Below are 19,334 nucleotides of genomic sequence, written 5' to 3'. Positions count from 1 at the left end.
GGAAACCGCACGCGCGACGTCCTCGGCGACAGTCCTCACGGACGCCACCAGCAGTCGCGCTTCGATAACGAAACCCTGACTTCCGCCCCTATTTGTCCGTTTATCGCAGCGCCAAGGCGGCGATTTCCGGCTGGTCCTGCTGAATCGTGCATCAGCACATGCCTACACTGTCTGCACCGCATCTCCACGGGCGCTCGGGCACCCACGGGGCGGCGGGGCGTGTAGATCGGAACCCAAGGGAGACCAGACAGTGGCAAGTGGAAACGCGATCCGAGGCAGTCGCGTCGGTGCGGGACCGATGGGGGAGGCCGAGCGCGGCGAGAGCGCCCCTCGGGTGTTCATCTCTTTCTGGTGCGTGAACAAGCACGAGACCAAGCCCTCCTTCGCCAGCGACGCGCAGATCCCCGACACCTGGGACTGCCCCCGCTGCGGCTTCCCCGCCGGCCCGGACAAGGACAACCCGCCGGCGCGCTCACGCACCGAGCCCTACAAGACGCACCTGGCCTACGTCCGCGAGCGCCGCTCCGCCGAGGACGGCGACCAGATCCTTGCCGAGGCGCTGGCCAAGCTGCGCGGCCAGATCTGAGGACCCCGCCCGGACCGGCGAGCCCCGCACCACCGCACCACCGCACCACCGCACCACCGCACCACCGCACCACCGCACCACCGTCCGGCCGGGCCCCACTCGGCCGTCGGGCGATATGTGCTGGCGTGCCGCGCCGCGCGGTGCCGACGCTCGCGGCACTGACCTGCTGACGTGCCGAAGCCCCGACTCCCGAATGCGAGAGCCGGGGCTTTTGCGTGCCCCCGAAACTACGCCGCAGCCTCCAACCGCACCACGATCGCTTTAGAAGTCGGCGTATTGCTCACCTCAGCCGTCGAATCCAACGGCACCAGCACGTTCGTCTCCGGGAAGTAAGCCGCCGCGCACCCCCGCGCCGTGTCGTAAGCCACCACCCGGAAGCCCGGCGCGCGCCGTTCCGAGCCGTCCGTCCACTCCGAGACCAGGTCCACCATCGCCGCGTCGCGGATGTCGAGGGCCTTCAGGTCGTCCGGGTTCACGAACACCACGCGGCGCCCCTGGTGGATGCCGCGGTAGCGGTCGTCGAGGCCGTAGATCGTGGTGTTGTACTGGTCGTGCGAGCGGATCGTCTGGAGCAGCAGCCGTCCCTCCGGGACCACCGGGGCCTCGAAGGCGTTCGCCGTGAAGTTCGCCTTGCCGGTCGCGGTGGGGAAGGTGCGCGTGTCGCGCGGGGCGTGCGGCAGCGCGAAGCCCGAGCCGCGGCGGACGCGGGCGTTGAACTGCTCGAAGCCGGGGACCACCTGCTCGATGCGGTCGCGGATGCGGTCGTAGTCCGACGCCAGGCCCTCCCACGGCACCGGGTGCTCCGCCCCCAGCACCGCGCGCGCCAGCCCGGCCACGATCGCCACCTCCGACAGCAGCGCCTCGCTCGCCGGGGCCAGCCGGCCGCGCGAGGCGTGCACCAGCCCCATCGAGTCCTCGACCGTGACGAACTGCTCCCGCCCCTCGGGGTCACGTGCGTCGGCGCCCTGCCGGTCCAGCTCCGTGCGCCCCAGCGTGGGCAGGATCAGCGCGCGCCGCCCCGGCACCACGTGCGAGCGGTTCAGCTTCGTCGACACCTGCACCGTCAGCGCCGTGCTGCGCAGCGCCGCCTCCGTGACGTCGGTGTCCGGGGTGGCCGCGACGAAGTTGCCGCCCATCGCGAAGAACACCTTCGCGCGGCCGTCGCGCATCGCCCGGATCGCGTCGACCGTGTCGAACCCGTGCGCGCGCGGCATCGGCACGCCGAACTCCGCCTCCATCGCGTCCAGGAAGGCGTCCTTCGGCTTCTCGTAGATCCCCATCGTGCGGTCGCCCTGCACGTTCGAGTGCCCGCGCACCGGGCAGACCCCGGCCCCGGGCCGCCCCACGTGCCCGCCGAGCAGCAGCACGTTCACCACCTCGCGGATGGTCGGCACCGCGTGCTTGTGCTGCGTCAGGCCCATGGCCCAGCAGACGATCAGCCGCTCGGAGGCCCGCACCTCCTCGAACGCCGCCTCGATCTCGGCGCGCGTGAGGCCGGTGGCGTCCAGGATCTCCGGCCAGTCGGTGCCGCGCGCGGCCTTCGCGTAGTCGTCGAAGCCGTGCGTGTAGGTGTCGATGAACGACTGGTCCAGCACCGTCCCCGGCGCGGCCTCCTCCGCCTCCAGCATCAGCTTCCCGAACGCCCGGAACAGCGCCAGGTCGCCGCCGACCTTGATCTGCAGGAACCGGTCGGCCAGCGGCGTGCCCCTGCCGACGACGCCCGACGGGTTCTGCGGGTTCTTGAAGCGCAGCAGCCCGGCCTCCGGCAGCGGGTTCACCGCGGTGATCCGCGTCCCGCCCCGCTTGGCCTTCTCCAACGCCGACAGCATGCGCGGGTGGTTGGTGCCCGGGTTCTGCCCGACGACCAGGATCAGGTCGGCCTTGCCCAGGTCGGCCAGCGACACCGACCCCTTGCCGACCCCCAGCGTCTCGGTCAGCGCCGACCCCGACGACTCGTGGCACATGTTCGAGCAGTCCGGCAGGTTGTTGGTCCCGAAGGAGCGCACGAACGCCTGGTACAGGAACGCCGCCTCGTTCGACGTCCGGCCGGAGGTGTAGAAAACCGCCTCGTCGGGGGAGTCCAGCCCGCGCAGCTCCTCGGCGATCACCCCGAACGCGTCGTCCCACGTCACCGGCCGGTAGTGCGTCGCCCCGTCGTCCAGCAGCATCGGCGTGGTCAGCCGGCCCTGCTGCCCGAGCCAGTACCCGCTGCGCTCGGCCAGCTCGGCGACGGAGTGCGCGGCGAAGAACTCCGGCGTGATCCGCCGCAGCGTCGCCTCCTCGGCGACCGCCTTCGCGCCGTTCTCACAGAACTCGGCGATGTGCCGCTTGTCCTCCTCCGGCCACGCGCAGCCCGGGCAGTCGAAGCCCTTCTTCTGGTTCAGCCGCAGCAGCGTCTCCGCCGAGCGCTTGACGCCCATCTGGTTCACCGCGTCCCGCAGCGCCACCGTGACCGCCGGGACCCCCGCCGCCCAGTCCTTGGCGTGGCCGACGGACAGGTTCTCGTCGCCGGGGTCGGTCTTCGGCGCTTTGCGGGCCATGATGCGGGCTCCTTTGCCTCGGTGGTTCCCCGCCATTGTCGCGCCACGGACGCCGACGTGGAAATGTCCGGCCCGGCACTAGGCTGGGCGGCATGGTTGGCGCCACCGAGCTTCAGGAACGCGCGGCACGCGCCGTGCCCGCCGAGTATGTGACCCGGATCGGGCCGTGGTGGCTCCGGCATGCCCCGGGGTGCTCGTGGTGGATCGGCTCGGTGTTGCCGCATATGCCGCACGGCGGCAACTCGATCTCCTCCCGGGCCGAGCTGGACGGCCTGATCTCCGCGGCCGAGGCCTACACGGCCGAGCGCGGCATCCCGACGCTGATGCAGATGACGCCCGGAGCCGTCCCGCCGGAGCTGGACGCGATCCTGGAGGCGCGCGGCTACGAACGTCAGACCTCTGTGTCGCTGCAGATCGCCACGACGGCCGAGGTCCTGGCCCTGGCCCCGACCGGCTCGCTGCGCGCCCGGCTGGACGAGGAACCGACGCGCGAGTGGTTCGACGTCTGGCACGGCATCACCGGCGGCGACCCGGATCCGAAGTGGCGGCTGCTGCGACGGATCGAGGAACGCAGCGCTTACGTGCGCGTGGACCTCGGCGGCGAGACCGTCGCGGTCGGACGCGCGGTCGCCGAAGCCGGCTGGGCCGGCGTGTTCAACATGGCGACCCGCCCCGAGGCCCGCGGCAAGGGCGCGGCCGGCGCGGTGCTGGCCGCACTCGCGGACTGGGCCGCGGTGAACGACGTGCCGCGGATGTACTTGCAGGCCGAGCACGAGAACGGGACCGCGATGCGGCTGTACGGCCGGGTCGGGTTCACCGAGCTGGTCCCGTTCTACTTCCGGGTGAAGGAGTAGACGCCTCGTCTCACGCGATCCGCAGCCCCAGGTGCGCCGCCATCGCCGGCGCCAGATCCACCAGCTGGCCGCCGTCGATCGTGGCCCCGCGCAGCGCGTCCAGACCGGCCTTGAAGTGCAGCCGCGCGCCGCGCAGGTCGACGTCGGCGAGCTTGGCGCGGCTGAAGTCGGCCTCCTCGAACGTGCAGCCCGGGAACCGCACGCGGGTCAGCTTCGCCCCGCCGAAGTCGATCTCGCGCAGCAGGCAGTCGGTGAACACCACGTCGGTCAGGGCCGCGCCGCGGAAGTTCACCGCGTCCAGCTTCACCTGGTCGAAGTGCACGCGCCGGATGTCGGCGTCGTGCCACTGCACGCCCGAGGCGATGCCCCGCACCAGTTCGGTGTCGCGCCAGTGCGAGGCCGACAGGTCCGGCCCGAGCAGCCTCGAGTCCTCCAGCCGCACGTCCGAGAACGTGGTCTTGCTCCACTCGCCGCCGACCAGCGTCACCTCGGCCAGCAGGCACTGGCTGAAGCGCGCATGGCTGGCGAAGACGTCGTCCCAGCTCAGGTCCGCGGCGCGTTGGTACTCGTAGTGGCCCTCGTCGCGCACCCGGGAGTCCAGGGGCGCCAGCTCGGCTAAGGGCGGCAGGTCGGGGCGGGGCGGCGGGACCGGTTGTGAAGATGGCATGCCGATCATTGTGGACCACTGTGCGATTCTGTTGCCGGGCCGCCGGTCCACGCACTCCCGCGCATAATCTGGCAGACATGCCTGACGCGATCTTCGCCCATCCCCGGCTCGCAGAGATCTACGACACCTTCGATGGGGACCGTTCCGACCTGGACGCGTATGTCGCGCTCGTCGGTGAATTCGGCGCCGACCTCGGCTCCGACCCCAGCTCCGCCACGATCGTGGACGTCGGCTGCGGCACCGGCAACCTGGCGGTCCGGCTCGCCGCGCTCGGCCACCGCGTCGTCGGCGTCGATCCGGCCGCCGCCTCGCTGACCGTCGCCCGGAGCAAGCCCCACGCCGACGCCGTCACCTGGGTCGAAGGCGACGCCACCGCGCTCCCGCCGCTGGCAGCCGATCTCGCGGTGATGACCGGCAACGTCGCGCAGGTCTTCCTCACCGACGAGGACTGGGCCGGCACGCTCCGCGCCATCGCCGCCGCGCTGCGTCCCGGCGGCCACTTCGTGTTCGAGACCCGACGTCCCCGGCGGCGCGCGTGGGAGGACTGGGCCGCCGACACCGCGCCGGTGGTGCGTGAGGTGTCCGGAATCGGCCCGGTCGAGCAGCGGAACGAGGTGTTCAGCGTCGACCTGCCGTATGTGTCGTTCCGCTACACCTACCGATTCCCCGACGACGCCGTCCTGACTTCGGAGTCGACGCTGCGCTTCCGTGAGCGCGACGAGCTGGAATCGTCCTTGGGGGAGTGCGGATTCGATGTCGCGGACGTCCGCGAGGCCCCTGACCGGATGGGCAAGGAGTACGTGTTCATCGGCCGCAGGCGGGATCACTGAGCCATAAGGGTGGTCGTTGTCAACCTGAACGGTGCATACCACGTCGTACGAAGCGTGAGTGCAAAAACTGTGAGCAAAGTGATTGCCGTAGCAGCCTGCGGAGCAATGCTCGGATTGCCTGGGACCGCCCGCGCCGCCAGTGCGCCGTCGGTCACCGTACAGGTATGGCTGAAGCCTGATCTCGCGGGCGCCGCGGCGTTCGCCGATGCGGCGGCGACGCCGGGGAACCCGGGATTCCATCAGTACCTGAGTCCGAACGCTTACACCGCTCGGTTCGGCCTCTCGGCCGCGCACGCCAAGGCGGTTGGCGACTGGCTGGCGGGCGCGGGCCTGAAGCAGGTGCACGTCAGCAGCGGCCGTGACTACGTCTCGGCGAGCGGCGCGGTGACGAGATTGACGCCGCCGGCCTCGGTCGCGCCGTACGTGCTGGGCGTGACGGGGCTGGCCGACGACAGCGATGGCAGCAGCATGACAGCCTCGGCCAAGCCCGCCGCCCCGGCCGAATCAGCTGCCCCGGCCACGCTTGCCGCAGCGCCGACCTGCTCGCAGTACTGGGCCCAGCACGTGCAAAGCGTCCAGCCCGCATACCAGGGGCTGACCAAGGCCTCGCTCCCGATCTGCGGCTACTCCGCCGCTCAGCTGCGCGCCGCCTACGGCGTGACCCCCGCGAACACCGGCAAGGGCGTCACCATCGCGTTGACCGAGGACTCGTCCCCGGCCGCGATGTTCGCGACGCTCACCGAGTACGCCAAGCGCAATCACCTGCCGCTCCCGCGCAGCTCCCAGTTCCGGCAGGTGCAGGACGGGACCTGCAGCGACATCGCTGCCGCGCACGCCACCGCCGACTCGGTCCGCGTCGACGACGAGGCGCAGATGGACTCCGAAGCCGTCTACGCGCTGGCCCCCGACGCCGACCAGCTGATGGTCGTCGGCGGCGGCTGCAACCAGGGTCTGCTGGACGCCGCGCTCTCGGTCCTGGTCGGCGACGGCACCCATCCCGGCGCGACCATCGTGTCCAACTCCTGGCAGATCCCGCTCGGCTCCGAACCCAAGCAGGTCATGCACGCGATCGACCTGCGGGCCGCGGCCGAAGGCGTCGGCATGTACGTCGCCTCGGGCGACACCCCGGGCCTGACGATGCCCGGCTCCGACCCCTACGCGACGGTGGTCGGCGGCACGACCCTGGGTATCGGCGCGCGCAACGAGCGGATTTTCGAGACCGGCTGGTCCACCGACACCGGCTCGCTGGACGACGGGAAGTGGAACGACCTCGGCATCAGCGGGGCCGGCGGCGGCACCAGCCTGGACTGGGCGCAGCCTGCGTACCAGAAGGGCGTCGTCCCGGCGTCGATGTCGCAGGTCCAGGTCGGCGGCAAGACGCTCGTCAACCGCGCGGCGCCGGACATCGCCGCCGACGCCGACCCGGACACCGGCATGCTGGTCGGGTACATCCAGACCGGGACCGACGCCAAGCCCGGGCCGTACCAGACCGCGCCGAACGCCGGCACGAGCTTGGCGACGCCGCTGATCGCCGCGTTGGTCGCGGACGCCGAGCAGGGGGAGCAGGCTCCGTTCGGCTTCATCAACCCGCTGCTTTACCGGCTGGCCGGCACGTCGGCGGTGCGCGACGTCCTGCCGCCCAGCGCCTCCGCGCCGCAGCAGGATCGGGCCGCCTACACTCCGGCCGCCGACGGTCTCACTCCCAGCCTGGACGTCTTCGGCGCGCAGGGTCCGGGCCAGTCGCAGGTCATTGCGAAGGGGTACGACACGGTGACCGGCGTGGGTACGCCGAACGGCGGCGCGTTCGTCGCCCGGCTGCGCAAGGCGTCCCGCTGAGCGGTGCTCTGCGGGGTCGTTTATGAGGTCATCGACGTCGCTCGTGGCCGCCGAAAACGCCAACGGGCCGCCGGCCAGAACCGACGGCCCGCTTACGCCTACTGCCTTTCAGTGCTTGTTCGTACCTCCAGCAGTAGCTCCAACCCTCACCTCAGCTCCCGCTCACGAACCCCAAGTTCTCGTAGATCGTGTCCTGAACCCCCGGCGCCCCGTAGTTCGCCAGCTTCGAGTTCGTCGCCACGATCTGCGGGCGCTGGTACAGCGGCACGATCGTGTCCAGCTTCCAGATCGCCGCGTCGGCCTGGTTCGCGTACGAGATGGCCTGCGTGCGGCCCAGCGAGCTCAGGGCCTGCGTGAACAGGGTGTCGATCGCCGGGTCGCCGATGCGGCCGTAGTTCTGCTGGATGTTCACCGTGCCGCCGGTGCCGGGGGTGGGGTTGGCGAACTCAGGCTGCGCCGTGCTGATCGGGTAGGCGTTGCCGCCGAAGGTGACCTGCGCGACGTCGAAGTCGCCGACGTTCACGTACTTCGTGTAGTAGTCGGCGCCGGGCACCGGGACGATCGTGATCCCCACGCCGATGGCGGCCAGCTGGTTCTGCACGATTTCCGCCAGCTGCTTGTTGGCGTCGTTGGTGGAGTTGATGACGAAGCGCAGGTTCAGCGTCTTGCCGTCCTTCGTCCGGGTCTTGCCGCCGTCCGTGCTCGTCCAGCCGGCCTGGTCCAGCAGCGACTTGGCGCGCGCCACGTCCTGCTTGCCCAGGTCACCGGAGTTGTCCTGGTAACCCGCCTGGTTGGTGAGCAGCACGTGGTTGCCCAGCGGGTCGGTGCTCACGCCCAGCGGACCGACCAGCGCGGTGTCGATCTGCTTGCGGTTGATGCCGACGGTCAGGGCGTTGCGGACCTTGACGTCGGACAGCGGGCCGGTGCCGGCGCCGTTGAACGTCAGGTTCGACCACACGGGCCCGGCGGCCTTGTGCACGGTGACGTTCGGCAGGTTCTTCACCCGCGCGTAGTACGACACGTGCGAGCCGATCCCGTACTGCAGGTCGACCTCCTTGTTCGCCAGCGCGTCGGTCTGCGCGTCCAGGTCGATCGACATGAACACGATCTGGTTCAGCTTCGGCGTGTCGCCCCACCACTTGTCGTTGCGCACCAGGGTCAGGGTCTTGGCGGTCTGGTTGATCGAGCCGAGTTTGAACGGTCCGTCGCTGTTCGGGATCGCGTCCTTGAAGTCGTTGACGAACTTCTTCGGGTCGCTGTTGGTCGCCGCCGGGTACAGCGGCGAGAACAGGCCCTGCCACTCGCTGTAGGGCTTGGTGAAGGTGATGATCGCTTCCTTGGCGTCCTTGCCCTGCTTGATGCTCTGGATCTGGTCGTAGCCGACCGTGCCGGAGATCTGGAACGCCGCGTTGGTGCCGTTCAGCGCCTTCCACTGCGCCTCGAAGTCGGCCTCGGTGACCGGGGCGCCGTCCTGCCAGACCGCCTTCGGGTTGATCTCCAGCGTCACCACCTGCTGCGGCGAGGGCGTCACGGTGTAGGAGGCGACCAGGTTGGCGTTGTTGTGCGGCACGCCCTTGGAGTCGGCGTAGAACGGCTGCTCCAGCACCGCGCCCATGATGTCCGACGTCGAGCCGTCGGTGCCGTCCACCTCGTTGTAGTTCAGCTGGTCCGAGATCCCGGCCTCCGGCCAGCGCAGCGTTCCGCCGTCGGCGATCTTGTCGCGCGGCTGCGGGTTGATGTCGTTGCCCGGCTGGGTGTTGATGTTCTTCGACGAGCTGCCGGTGCTGGAGCCGCCGGACTTGCCGGACGAGGAACCGCCGCACGCGGCCAGGCCCAACGCCAGCGCGGCCGCCGCGGCCGTGCTCAATACCAAAGAACTGGGAGAGCGTCTCACAGTGCTGTTCTCCTTCGGTGAGGGTGGTGAGGGTGTGAGTCGGTCAGCGCCGGGCGGATCACGCCACGGTGCTGTGCGGGATCAGGGCGGGTGCCCAGGCGCCCAGGTGATGGCACGCCGCCGAGCGGTCGGCGCCGGTCGGAACGCGGGTCGGAACGCGGGTCGGAACGCGGGTCGGAACGCCGGTCTCGGCGCCGGTTCCGACGGCCGCTTCGACGGCCGTCAGCTCAGGGTCCTGCGATTCGCAGAGCCCGCGCGCCGCGTCGTCTTCGAGCGCCGCGTACAGCGGACACCGGCTTCGGAACCGGCAGCCGCGCAACGCCTCGACGTCGCCGTCGAGCACCACCGGACTCGGCGGGTCGCCGGGCAGCACGATGCGCTCGCGCCGGCGCTCCACGACCGGATCCGGTACCGGCACGGCCGACAACAGCGCACGCGTATAGGGATGCCGCGGGTCTTCGAACACTGAGTCGGCATCCCCGTACTCCACGACCCGGCCCAGGTTCAGCACGGCCACCCGGTCGGCGACGTGCCGGACCACGGCCAGGTCGTGCGACACGAACAGATACGCCAGTCCCAGCCTGCGCTGCAGATCGGCGAGCAGGTTCAGGATCCCGGCGCGCACCGAGACGTCCAGCGCCGACACCGGCTCGTCCAGCACCACCAGCCGCGGCTCCAGCGCCAGCGCCCGCGCGATCGCGACCCGCTGCCGCTGCCCGCCGGAGAACTCGCGCGGGAAGCGGTTCGCGTGCGACGCCTCCAGCCCGACCATCTCCAGCAGCTCCCGCACCCGGGGCGCGATCGCCGCGTACCCGTGCGTTCGCAGCGGCTCGGCCAGCAGGTCGCCCACCGGCAGCCGCGGGTCCAGCGAGGCCAGCGGATCCTGGAACACCGCCGCGATCCCGGCCCGCACCTGCTTGGCCCGGCGCCGCACATTCCGGCCGCGGTTCAGCTCGTCCAGGTCGTGACCCAGGACACTGATACTCCCGGCCTGCGGGGTGTGCAGGCGCAGGATCTCCATCACGGTCGTGGTCTTGCCGCTGCCCGATTCGCCGACCAGCGCCAGCGTGCTGCCCGCGGCGATGTCCAGGCTGACGCCGTCGACCGCGCGGACGGTGCCGATGCGGCGGCGGATGATCGAGCCCTTGGTCAGCGGGTGGTGTTTGATCAGGTCGCGGACGGTGAGTACGGACTCTGCGACACTCGGTTCGTGATCGGTGTCGGCTGTGGTCGCGACTTCGATCTCTGATCCACCGATCGGCTCGACCGCGGCGTCGGTCTCGGCCACGACCGGCTCGGCGGCCATCAGGTCCAGCCCCTCGCCGGTCCGATGGCAGGCTGCCGCCCTCCCGCGCCCGATCTCCAGGAGCTCCGGCTCGGCCGTCCGGCACACGTCGATCACGAACTCGCACCGTGCCGCGAACGGACACCCCGCCCCCAGCTCCAGCAGCGAGGGCGGCGAGCCGGGGATCGACCGCAGGCGCGCGCCGCGTCCGGCGTCCAGCCGGGGCAGCGAGCCCAGGAGGCCCGCCGTGTACGGCATCTTCGGCGCCGCGAACAGCTCCTCGACCGTCGCGGTCTCCACCGGCCGGCCGGCGTACATCACGGTCGCGCGGTCGGCGAAGCCGGCGACCACGCCGAGGTCGTGCGTGATCAGCACGATCGCAGCCCCGGTCGCCTTCTTCGCGGTGGCCAGCACCTCCAGGATCTGCGCCTGGACCGTCACGTCCAGGGCGGTGGTCGGCTCGTCGGCGATGATCACGTCCGGGTCGTTGGCGATCGCCATCGCGATCATCACGCGCTGCCGCATGCCGCCGGAGAACTCGTGCGGGAACGCCTGCGCGCGCCGCACCGGGTCCGGGATGCCGACCAGCTCCAGCAGCTCCACCGCGCGGCGCATCGCAGCGTCCGAAGATATGTCCTGGTGCACGCGGATCGCCGCCGCGATCGCCTCGCCGACCCGGTACACCGGGGTCAGCGCGGACAGCGGGTCCTGGAACACCATCGAGATGCCGGCGCCGCGGATCCGCGACATCTCCTTGTCGTTGAGGCCCAGCAGCTCCCGGCCGCGGAAGCGCACCGAGCCGGTCACCGACGCGTTCGTCGGCAGCAGCCCGATCGCCGCCATCGAGGACACCGACTTGCCCGAGCCGGACTCCCCGACGATGGCCAGCGTCTCGCCGCGCCGCACCTGGTAGCTCAGGCCTCTGACAGCCTCCAGCCGCTTGCCCTTCTCGCCGGGGAAGGACACCCGCAGGTCCGTGACCTCCAGCACCGCGTCCGTGCTCACGCTGCTCATGCCGCACCTCCCGTGCTGGAGGAGGACGCGGTGCCGGCCGCGTCGTCCATCGCGTCGCGCAGCCCGTCGCCCACGAACGCCACCGCCATCACCGTCAGGATCAGCAGGATGCCCGCGGGGTAGAACAGCCACGGGAAGTTCAGCGCCGAGTCGGTCCCGTCGGCGATGATCGTGCCCAGCGACACGTCCGGCGGCTGCACGCCGAACCCGAAGTAGCTCAGCGAGGTCTCGGCGATGATGGTGCCGCCGACGTTCAGCGTGGCGTCGATGATCAGCAGCGAGGCCATGTTCGGCAGCAGGTGCCGGGTGATGATCCGCAGCGGGTGCACCCCCATGATCTCGGCGGCCGTCACGAACTCCCGCTCCCGCAGCGACCGCGCGAGCCCCCGGACCATACGTGCCGTCACCATCCAGTTGAACGCCGCCAGCAGGATCACGAACAGCAGCCAGGTGCGGCCGTGGAACAGCGGCGAGGTGATCGCCAGGATCAGGAACGAGGGCAGCACCAGCAGCAGGTCCACGAACCACATCAGGACCCTGTCGGTCCAGCCGCCGAAGTAGCCGGCGGTGGCGCCGACGATCCCGGCCAGGCCGGTCGACAGCACGGCCGCGAGCAGGCCGATGATCAGCGACTTCTGCAGGCCGCGCATGGTCTGCGCGTAGACGTCCGAGCCGATCTGCGTGGTGCCGAACCAGTGCGTGGCCGACGGTCCGGTCAGGAAGTTGTCGTAGTCCTGGTCCTTGTAGTTCCACGAGGTCAGATACGGCCCGATGAACGCCAGCGCGAACATCAGGACCAGGATCACCAGTCCGACGACCGCCAGCTTGCGGCCCAGGAACCGCCGCAGCACGATCCGTCCCCGGCTCAGCGCCTCCGGTTCGGCCGGCCTGGCCGCGTCCTCCTCGGCGACCACGAGCTCCGTCCCGGTCGCCATCAGACACGCACCCGCGGGTCGAGCAGCGCGTGCGCGATGTCCGACAGCAGCCCGGCTATCAGCACCAGCACTGCGGTGAACAGCACCATCGCCGCGACCGAGTTGACGTCCTGGCGTCCGATCGAGTCCACGAACCACTCGCCCATGCCGTGCCAGCCGAAGATCTTCTCGGTGAACGTCACGCCGGTGAGCAGCAACCCCATCTGGTAGGCGAATAGCGTCGCCATGGGTATCAGGGCCGTGCGAAGTCCGTGTTTGACCAGCGCCGGCCCGCGCCGCATGCCGGTGGCCCGGGCGGTGCGGATGTAGTCGGCGCCGAGCACGTCGAGCATCGCCGAGCGCTGATACCGGCTGAACAGCGCCGCCTGCCCCAGCATCAGCGACAGCGTCGGCACGACCAGGTGCTGTCCGCGGTCCACGAGATGTCGGAACCAGCCGCCGGCCAGTCCCGCCGTGGTCTCGTTGGTGTAGGGGAGCAGGGTGGTGCCGGCGGCCTGGTTGATCTTGACGGTGCCGATCTTCAGCAGCACCGCCAGCAGGAACACCGGCGTGGACAGCACCAGGAACGACAGGAACGTGATGGCGTGGTCCGATGGTCGGTACTGCCTGATGGCCGAGACGAACCCGAGCGCGACCCCGACCAGCGCCCCGGTGATGGTGCCGACCAGCACCAGCCGCAGGGTGACGCCGATGCGGCGGCCCATCTCCGCCGAGACCGACGTGTCGTCGATGGTCCGGCCCAGGTCGCCGGTCAGGACGCCCTCGGCCCAGTGCCCGAACCGGTCCTCCAACGGCGTCTTGTCGTTGAGGTTCAGCTGGTTCAGCGTGGCGTTCACCGACGCCGCCGGCGGCGGGGGCTGGCGCTGCGCGAAGTACTCGCGCGGACTCAGGCTGGAGGCCGCGAGCAGGTAGCCCAGGCACGTCGCCAGAGAGATCAGAACCAGATAGTTGACGATCCTGCGCAGCAGGAAAGGACCCATGGCGTCGTGTGGCTCCCGTATCAGGGCACGCTTATGCGTGTCGAAAGGACTTGGCAGGGCGCTGAGCGGTTCTCGGACCGATCGGTACCCGGGAATCACCGCTTATATGCAAAGCCCTCGTCTAAAGGACGGCATGCGGACGCCGGGGGAGGTCAGGACCTTTATCGGGAAAGCGGACACAGCGCGCTGGCCACGCGGCAGAAATCCACGTGGCCGCGAGTCGTGAGCACCACGGCGCCGTCCATGGGCTGGAACCATAGCGGTAAAACCCTGACTGTGCACGAACAGCCCGGCCCTCTCGGCATGCGAGAGGACCGGGCTGTGCAGGGAAATATCGGGATACCGAACGGTTCGGGGGCCGAATAACGTCGTCCGGCGGCGTATTCCGACGGCCGGGAGTGCTATTCGGGCTATATCAGGCCACGCATACGATCTCGCCGTGAACGACGTTGAACCAGCCGTCGTGTTTGTCCGCCCAGGAGTGCCAGCCGGCCGCGACCGCGTCCAGATCCTCGACGTAGGCGAGGCCCTTTTCGACGTACTGCGTGCCGGTCGAGGATTTGGTGGTGCGCTCTGCCCACAGATCGGCCCACCACTGGCGCTCGGCCGGGGTCGCGTACACCCACGACGAGGCGCCAGTCGTGATGGCGTCCTCGGGGAATCCGGCTTCCAACGCCCAACTGCGCAGCCGTCGGCCGGCGTCCGGGTGGCCGCCGTTGGACGTCGCCAGGGCCTGATAGAGGCGCAGCCACTCGTCGAGCGCCGGGACCTCGGGGAACCAGCGGAAGCCGCCGTAGTCGCCGTCGCGCGCCGCGATCACGCCGCCGGGCTTGCAGACCCGGCGCATCTCCTTCAGCGCCAGCACCGGATCGGCGACGTGCTGGAGTACCTGGTGGGCGTGGACGACGTCGAAGGTGTCGTCGGGGAAGTCCAGGGCGTGGACGTCGGCGACCGCGAAGCGGACGTTGTCAATGCCCCGGGAGGCGATCTCCTCCTGCGCCAGGGACAGCGCCTCGGCGGTGATCTCCACCGCGGTCACCGTCCCCGGGGCCACCCGCTCGGCGAGGTCGGCGGTGATGGTGCCGGGCCCGCAGCCCACGTCGAGCAGGCTTTGACCTGCCGCTAGGCGGGGCAGCAGGTAGGCCGCGGAGTTCTCGGCGGTGCGCGAGCGGTGCGAGCGGAGCACCGACTCGTGGTGGCCGTGGGTGTACGTGTTCTGACGGATTTTAGAGGGTATGTTCTCCGGCCGCGTCGTCATGCCGGAGACTCTAGTGAGGCGACCGTTATTTGAGAAGAACTGTCTCGATATACGAGACTCGACCTCGACGGTCTCCGGCCTCAGACATGGAAGAGCTCTTCGATGACCTGCGCGACACCGTCCTCGTCGTTGCTGGCCGCGATGCTGGTCGCGGCGTCCTTGGCCGCGTCGACCGCGTTCGCCACCGCCCACGAGCGCCCGGCCCAGCGCAGCATGGGGATGTCGTTCGGCATGTCGCCGAACGTCACGACGTCCGCGGCGCCGATTCCGCGCGCGGCGCACCAGGCGGCCAGCGTCGAGGCCTTGTCGACCCCCGGCGGGCCCAGCTCCAGCACGCCGCGGTTGGTGGAGTAGGTGAGCTGGCCGAGCGTGCCGACCGCGGGCAGCGCCTCGGCGTACATGTCGGCACTGTTCCGCGACCGGTCGGCGGCGAGGATCTTCAGCAGCGGCGCGCCGGCCACCGCCTCAGGCAGGTCCTCGTAGGGCACGACGCGCCGCCCCGCATCGTCGCCGTCCAGGTCGAACGGCGAGAGCTCATAGTCGGCCTCCCGCACCATCCCGTCCTGCGTCTCCAGCGCGAACCGCGCCCCCGGCACCGCGGCCCGCACCCCGGCCAGCAGCTTCGCCACGGTCGCCGCCTCGAACGGCCGCGCGTCGTAAGCGACGCCACTGGCCAGGTCGTAGCACACGGCCCCATTCGAAGCGATGACATGCGGCAGCCGCCCAAAGCACGGCTTGAGCCGATCCAACCACCGAATCGGCCGCGCGGTCACGGCGATCACCTGCGCACCACGCTCCATGGCCAGATCGAGCGCCGCGCGCGTGCGCACGGAGGTGGTGCCGTCGCTGCGCAGAAGGGTGCGGTCCAGGTCGGTGGCGATGACTTGAGGTGAGTTCACGCGATCAAGACTGGCATGCGGGGCTTGGGGAGAGAATTCGCGCCGACCTCCGACCCCCGACCCCCGACCCCCAAGCACTGGTCCTGCTTGGCTTGCCGGTCGCCGAGCTATGGGGCCGCAGCCCTGCGACGGGCTTCCGCGTTCAGCACACCAGCCGGGCGACCGTCGGCGAGGGAGTCCGGCGGTCGCCCGGCGTGCCGGCAGCCTGTGCGGCTACCAGGTCGTGGCGATGTAAGAGGTTTCCAGGTACTCCTCGATCCCCTCGAACCCGCCCTCGCGCCCGAGCCCCGACTGGCGTACGCCGCCGAAGGGGGCCGCCGGGTCCGAGACCAGGCCGCGGTTCAGGCCGATCATGCCGACCTCCAGTTGCTCGCTGATGCGGAGGCCGCGTGCCAGGTCGCGGGTGTAGAGGTAGCCGGTGAGGCCGTACTCGGTGGCGTTGGCCTGGGCCAGGATCTGCTCGTCGGAGGATGCCGGGTAGATCGCGGCGACCGGGCCGAAGACCTCCTCGGTCGCCAGGGTCGAGGCCGGGTCGGCGTCGGTGAGCACGGTCGCCGGGTAGAAGTAGCCGGGTCCGTCGGGCGAGGTGCCGCCGAGGCGGAGCTTGGCGCCGTCCGCGACCGCGGCGTCCACCAGCTTGGTGATCCGCTCCACGGCGCGCCGGTTCACCATCGGGCCGAGACCGGTGGCCGGGTCGATGCCGGGGCCGAGGCGCAGCGCCGCCATCCGGTCCGTGAGCTTCGCCGTGAACTCCTCGGCGACCTCCTCGCGCACCAGGAAGCGGTTGGCCGCGGTGCAGGCCTGGCCGCCGTTGCGCAGCTTGGCGATCATCGCGCCCTCGACCGCCGCGTCGATGTCGGCGTCCTCCAGCACGATGAACGGCGCGTTGCCTCCGAGCTCCATCGAGCTGCGCAAGACCCGTGGCGCGGCCTGGGCCAGCAGCAGCCGCCCGACCGCGGTCGAGCCGGTGAAGGACAGCTTGCGCACCCGCTCGTCCGCCAGCCCCGCCGCCACCAAAGGCCCGGGCTGCGCCGTCGGCAGCACGTTGACCACCCCCGCCGGCGCCCCCGCCTCGGCGAGCAGCGCGGCCAGATACAACGCGGTCAACGGCGTGTCCTCGGCCGGTTTGAGCACCACGGTGCACCCCGCCGCCAACGCCGGCCCGATCTTGCGCGTCGCCATCGCCGCCGGGAAGTTCCACGGCGTGACCAGCAGGCAGACGCCGACCGGCTTGCGCAGCGTCAGGATGCGGTTGGCGCCGGAGGGCGCGGTCCGCAACTCGCCGCCGATGCGCGGCGCCTCCTCGGCGAACCACCGGAAGAACTCGGCGGCGTAGCCGACCTCGGCGCGGGCATCGGCGAGGGTCTTGCCCATTTCGAGGGTCATGAGCGTGGCCAGCTCCTCGGCCCGCTCGTGCATGAGCTCGAACGCTCGGCGCAGCACCTCGCCACGTACGCGAGGTGCGGTCGAAGACCACCCCGGCAACGCGTCGGAGGCGGCGGCCAGCGCGGACTGGAGGTCACGAGGCCCGGCCCCGGACACGGTCGCCAGCACCTCACCGGTAGCCGGGTTCAGCACGTCGAAGGGCTCGCCGTCGCCGGATGCCCATTCGCCGCCGATATAAGGGCTCGTCGAAAACCCCTGCGGAAGCTCGGGAGAAGTATTCACAGCGCCGCCAAAAGAATCGCGTGGACATCTTCGGCTGAGGCAGCGCGCGGCGTGTTCGCCATCACCGCATCATCCAACGTATCCGCCACCAACTGCGGCAGATCCGCCTTCGTGATCCCGAACCCGTCGAGCCGCAGCCCCAGCCGCACGTCCGCGACCAGCTCCTCGATCGCCGCGATCGCCGCGTCCGCATTGCGCGAGGCCGAAGCCCCCGCGTCGAACACTCCCAACGGCTCCGCCAACCGCGCCAGCCGCTCCACCCGCTCCGGCCGGTTGAATCGCAAACACTCGCCGAGCACCATCGCCAGCGCCACGCCATGCGGCACGTCGAAGCGCCCACCCAGCGGGTGCGCCACCCCGTGCACGATCCCGAGCCCCGTCGTGCTCATCGCCAACCCGGCGGTGTGCGCGGCCAGCAGCAGGTGCGCGCGCGCCTCCAGGTCCGAGCCGTCGGACACCGCGCGCCGCAGGAACTGCGCGACCAGCCGCACCACCTGCAGGTCCAGGCCGTCGGCCCAGGCGTTGGCGCGGATCGACAGGAACGACTCCACCGCGTGCGTCAGGCAGTCGATCCCAGACGCCGCCGTCGCCCCGGCCGGCAGCGTCAGTGTCAGCGCCGGGTCCAGAATCACGGCGCGCGCCAGGCAGCTCGGCCCGCCGAGGTAGCACTTGCGGTGCGTCCCGGTGTCGGTCACCACGCCGAAGTCGTTGCACTCCGCGCCGGTCCCGGACGTCGTCGGCACCGCCACGATCGGCAGCGCCGGAGCCAGTCCCGCCCCGCCCCAGCCCAGCGCCGCCGACGGCACGGTGTTCGCGGCCGCCAGCGCGATCGCCTTCGCGCCGTCCAGCGCCGAGCCGCCGCCGAGCGACACCACGGCGGTGTCGGCGCCGAGGGCCCGCACCACCGCCGCACCCGCGTCGACGTCATCAGTGGTCGGATTCGGGTGCACCTCGCCGAACACCTCGACGTGCAGTCCCGCGGCCGCCAACCGCGAGGCGACATCGGACGGCAGGGCGGTGGCGACCAGCCCCCGGTCCGTCACGATCGCGGCCCGCGTCGCGCCGAGCCCCCGCACCTTGCCCGCCAGCTCGGCGACGGCGCCCACGGCGAACGTCGCCGGCGGGAACGGCCCGATCCCGATCGTCTGCCGCGTGATATCGGTACTCATGCCGGTCATGCCGCCGCCTCCATCCGAAGTTCGACCCCTGCGATGTCCTCGTACAACCGCACCGGCGTCATCTCGCCGGCCCGGTCCCCGTACGCCGCCCGGGCCCGCCGGAACAGCTGCTCGGTGATCGCCCCGACCTCCACCGGCACCTGCACGGCCCGCGCGAGGTCGACCGCGAGCCCGGTGTCCTTGCAGGCCAACGCGATCGCGAAGCCCTCGTCGTAGTCCCCGGCGGTCAGCAGCGGCAGGAAGTCCCGCTCCAGCAGCACCGAGTTCGCCGGCGAGGCCACCAGCGAGCGATGCAGGACGCTGAGATCCACGCCGGCCTTCACCCCGACGGTCAGCGCCTCGGCGATCGCCACCAGCTGCACGAACCACAGCTGATTGATCATCAGCTTCACCGCGTACCCGGCCCCGTACCCGCCGACGTGCAGCACCCGCTCCGGGTCGCCCAGCACGTCCAGCAGCGGCCGCGCCGCCTCGAAGTCCGCGGCGTCCCCGCCGGCGAAGATCTGCAGCGTGCCCGAATCAGCACCCTTCGTCATCCCCGAGACCGGGGCATCCAGCACCCTGATACCGTGCTCGGCGGCGCGCCGGCGCACCCGGTCGGCGACTTCGGGCACTGATGTCGACATGTCTATCCAGAGACTGTTCTCCGGCATGGCGGCCAGCACCCCGCCGGAACCCAGCAGCACGTCCTCGACGATCGCCGGCGTCGGCAGCATCGTCACCACCACGTCGGCGTCCTCGGCGGCCTGCGCCGCGGTGCCGGCGGCGATCGCGCCGTAGCCGACCGCGGCTTCGGTCCGTGCCGCGTCCGTGTCGAAAACCCTTAGCGCCACACCCGCGGCGGCGAGGTTGCGGCTCATCGGGCCGCCCATGTTGCCCAGACCTATGAAGGCGACTCGCATGGCGTTTC

General features: G+C 70.7%; 15 protein-coding genes. 4 read left to right on the top strand and 11 right to left on the bottom strand.

Translation table 11 applies throughout. The features are described 5' to 3' along the window. Nucleotides 1-250 precede the first annotated feature (250 nt). Nucleotides 251-586, top strand: coding sequence for an RNA polymerase-binding protein RbpA (locus GWK61_RS58420; RefSeq protein WP_194907358.1), 336 nt, complete (start codon nt 251-253; stop codon nt 584-586). Nucleotides 587-813: 227 nt separating this feature from the next. Here the strand turns inward: GWK61_RS58420 and GWK61_RS09750 are convergent, their stop codons facing one another. Further along, the gene (locus GWK61_RS09750; protein WP_194907356.1) at nt 814-3,126 is read right to left on the bottom strand and encodes an FdhF/YdeP family oxidoreductase; all 2,313 of its coding nucleotides are present in this window, start codon (nt 3,124-3,126) and stop codon (nt 814-816) included. Nucleotides 3,127-3,218: 92 nt separating this feature from the next. Between GWK61_RS09750 and GWK61_RS09745 the strand changes: the two genes are divergently transcribed. Beyond that, nucleotides 3,219-3,980 carry a GNAT family N-acetyltransferase gene (locus GWK61_RS09745; RefSeq protein WP_194907346.1) on the top strand — a complete coding sequence of 254 codons (762 nt, stop codon included), beginning with the start codon at nt 3,219-3,221 and terminating at the stop codon, nt 3,978-3,980. A 10-nt stretch (nt 3,981-3,990) separates the two neighbouring features. On the opposite strand, the gene GWK61_RS09740 is transcribed toward GWK61_RS09745, so the two are convergent. Further along, a complete protein-coding gene (locus GWK61_RS09740; protein WP_194907343.1) occupies nt 3,991-4,647 on the bottom strand; it encodes a pentapeptide repeat-containing protein in 657 nt (218 codons plus the stop codon). A 77-nt stretch (nt 4,648-4,724) separates the two neighbouring features. On the opposite strand from GWK61_RS09740, the gene GWK61_RS09735 reads away from it, so the two are divergent. Beyond that, nucleotides 4,725-5,477, top strand: coding sequence for a class I SAM-dependent methyltransferase (locus GWK61_RS09735; RefSeq protein WP_194907341.1), 753 nt, complete (start codon nt 4,725-4,727; stop codon nt 5,475-5,477). A gap of 105 nt (nt 5,478-5,582) precedes the next feature. Next, the gene (locus GWK61_RS09730) at nt 5,583-7,313 is read left to right on the top strand and encodes a S53 family peptidase (RefSeq protein ID WP_194907339.1); all 1,731 of its coding nucleotides are present in this window, start codon (nt 5,583-5,585) and stop codon (nt 7,311-7,313) included. Nucleotides 7,314-7,464: 151 nt separating this feature from the next. Here the strand turns inward: GWK61_RS09730 and GWK61_RS09725 are convergent, their stop codons facing one another. The 9 genes from GWK61_RS09725 to GWK61_RS09685 form a co-directional block, all read right to left on the bottom strand. Further along, nucleotides 7,465-9,207 carry an ABC transporter family substrate-binding protein gene (locus tag GWK61_RS09725; protein WP_194907336.1) on the bottom strand — a complete coding sequence of 581 codons (1,743 nt, stop codon included), beginning with the start codon at nt 9,205-9,207 and terminating at the stop codon, nt 7,465-7,467. A gap of 58 nt (nt 9,208-9,265) precedes the next feature. Beyond that, nucleotides 9,266-11,506: a dipeptide ABC transporter ATP-binding protein gene (locus GWK61_RS09720; protein ID WP_194907334.1), complete on the bottom strand. Its 2,241-nt coding sequence runs from the start codon at nt 11,504-11,506 to the stop codon at nt 9,266-9,268. Then, nucleotides 11,503-12,441, bottom strand: a complete 939-nt coding sequence (locus GWK61_RS09715; protein WP_194907332.1) for an ABC transporter permease — start codon at nt 12,439-12,441, stop codon at nt 11,503-11,505. The genes GWK61_RS09720 and GWK61_RS09715 overlap by 4 nt, the downstream gene beginning before the upstream one ends. Then, nucleotides 12,441-13,421 carry an ABC transporter permease gene (locus GWK61_RS09710; RefSeq protein WP_194907330.1) on the bottom strand — a complete coding sequence of 327 codons (981 nt, stop codon included), beginning with the start codon at nt 13,419-13,421 and terminating at the stop codon, nt 12,441-12,443. The genes GWK61_RS09715 and GWK61_RS09710 overlap by 1 nt, the downstream gene beginning before the upstream one ends. A 415-nt stretch (nt 13,422-13,836) precedes the next feature. Continuing rightward, nucleotides 13,837-14,679: a class I SAM-dependent methyltransferase gene (locus GWK61_RS09705; RefSeq protein WP_194907328.1), complete on the bottom strand. Its 843-nt coding sequence runs from the start codon at nt 14,677-14,679 to the stop codon at nt 13,837-13,839. An 80-nt stretch (nt 14,680-14,759) separates the two neighbouring features. Continuing rightward, a complete protein-coding gene (locus GWK61_RS09700) occupies nt 14,760-15,578 on the bottom strand; it encodes an HAD family hydrolase (RefSeq protein WP_194907326.1) in 819 nt (272 codons plus the stop codon). Between the two features lie 213 nt (nt 15,579-15,791). Beyond that, the gene (locus tag GWK61_RS09695) at nt 15,792-17,246 is read right to left on the bottom strand and encodes an NAD-dependent succinate-semialdehyde dehydrogenase (RefSeq protein WP_194907324.1); all 1,455 of its coding nucleotides are present in this window, start codon (nt 17,244-17,246) and stop codon (nt 15,792-15,794) included. Next, complete coding sequence (locus GWK61_RS09690) at nt 17,243-18,424, bottom strand: iron-containing alcohol dehydrogenase family protein (RefSeq protein WP_228562022.1); 1,182 nt, start codon at nt 18,422-18,424, stop codon at nt 17,243-17,245. The genes GWK61_RS09695 and GWK61_RS09690 overlap by 4 nt, the downstream gene beginning before the upstream one ends. Next, entirely contained in the window at nt 18,421-19,326 is a 906-nt protein-coding gene (locus GWK61_RS09685; RefSeq protein WP_194907322.1) for an NAD(P)-dependent oxidoreductase, read from the bottom strand. Before GWK61_RS09685 ends, GWK61_RS09690 begins: the two co-directional genes overlap by 4 nt. Nucleotides 19,327-19,334: the final 8 nt, after the last annotated feature.

The organism is Catenulispora rubra, from assembly GCF_015356825.1.
In the GTDB taxonomy this organism is placed as follows: Bacteria; Actinomycetota; Actinomycetes; order Streptomycetales; family Catenulisporaceae; genus Catenulispora; species Catenulispora rubra.
The sequence above is the reverse complement of the archived record's forward strand: the minus strand, read 5'-3'. Positions and strand labels throughout refer to the sequence as shown.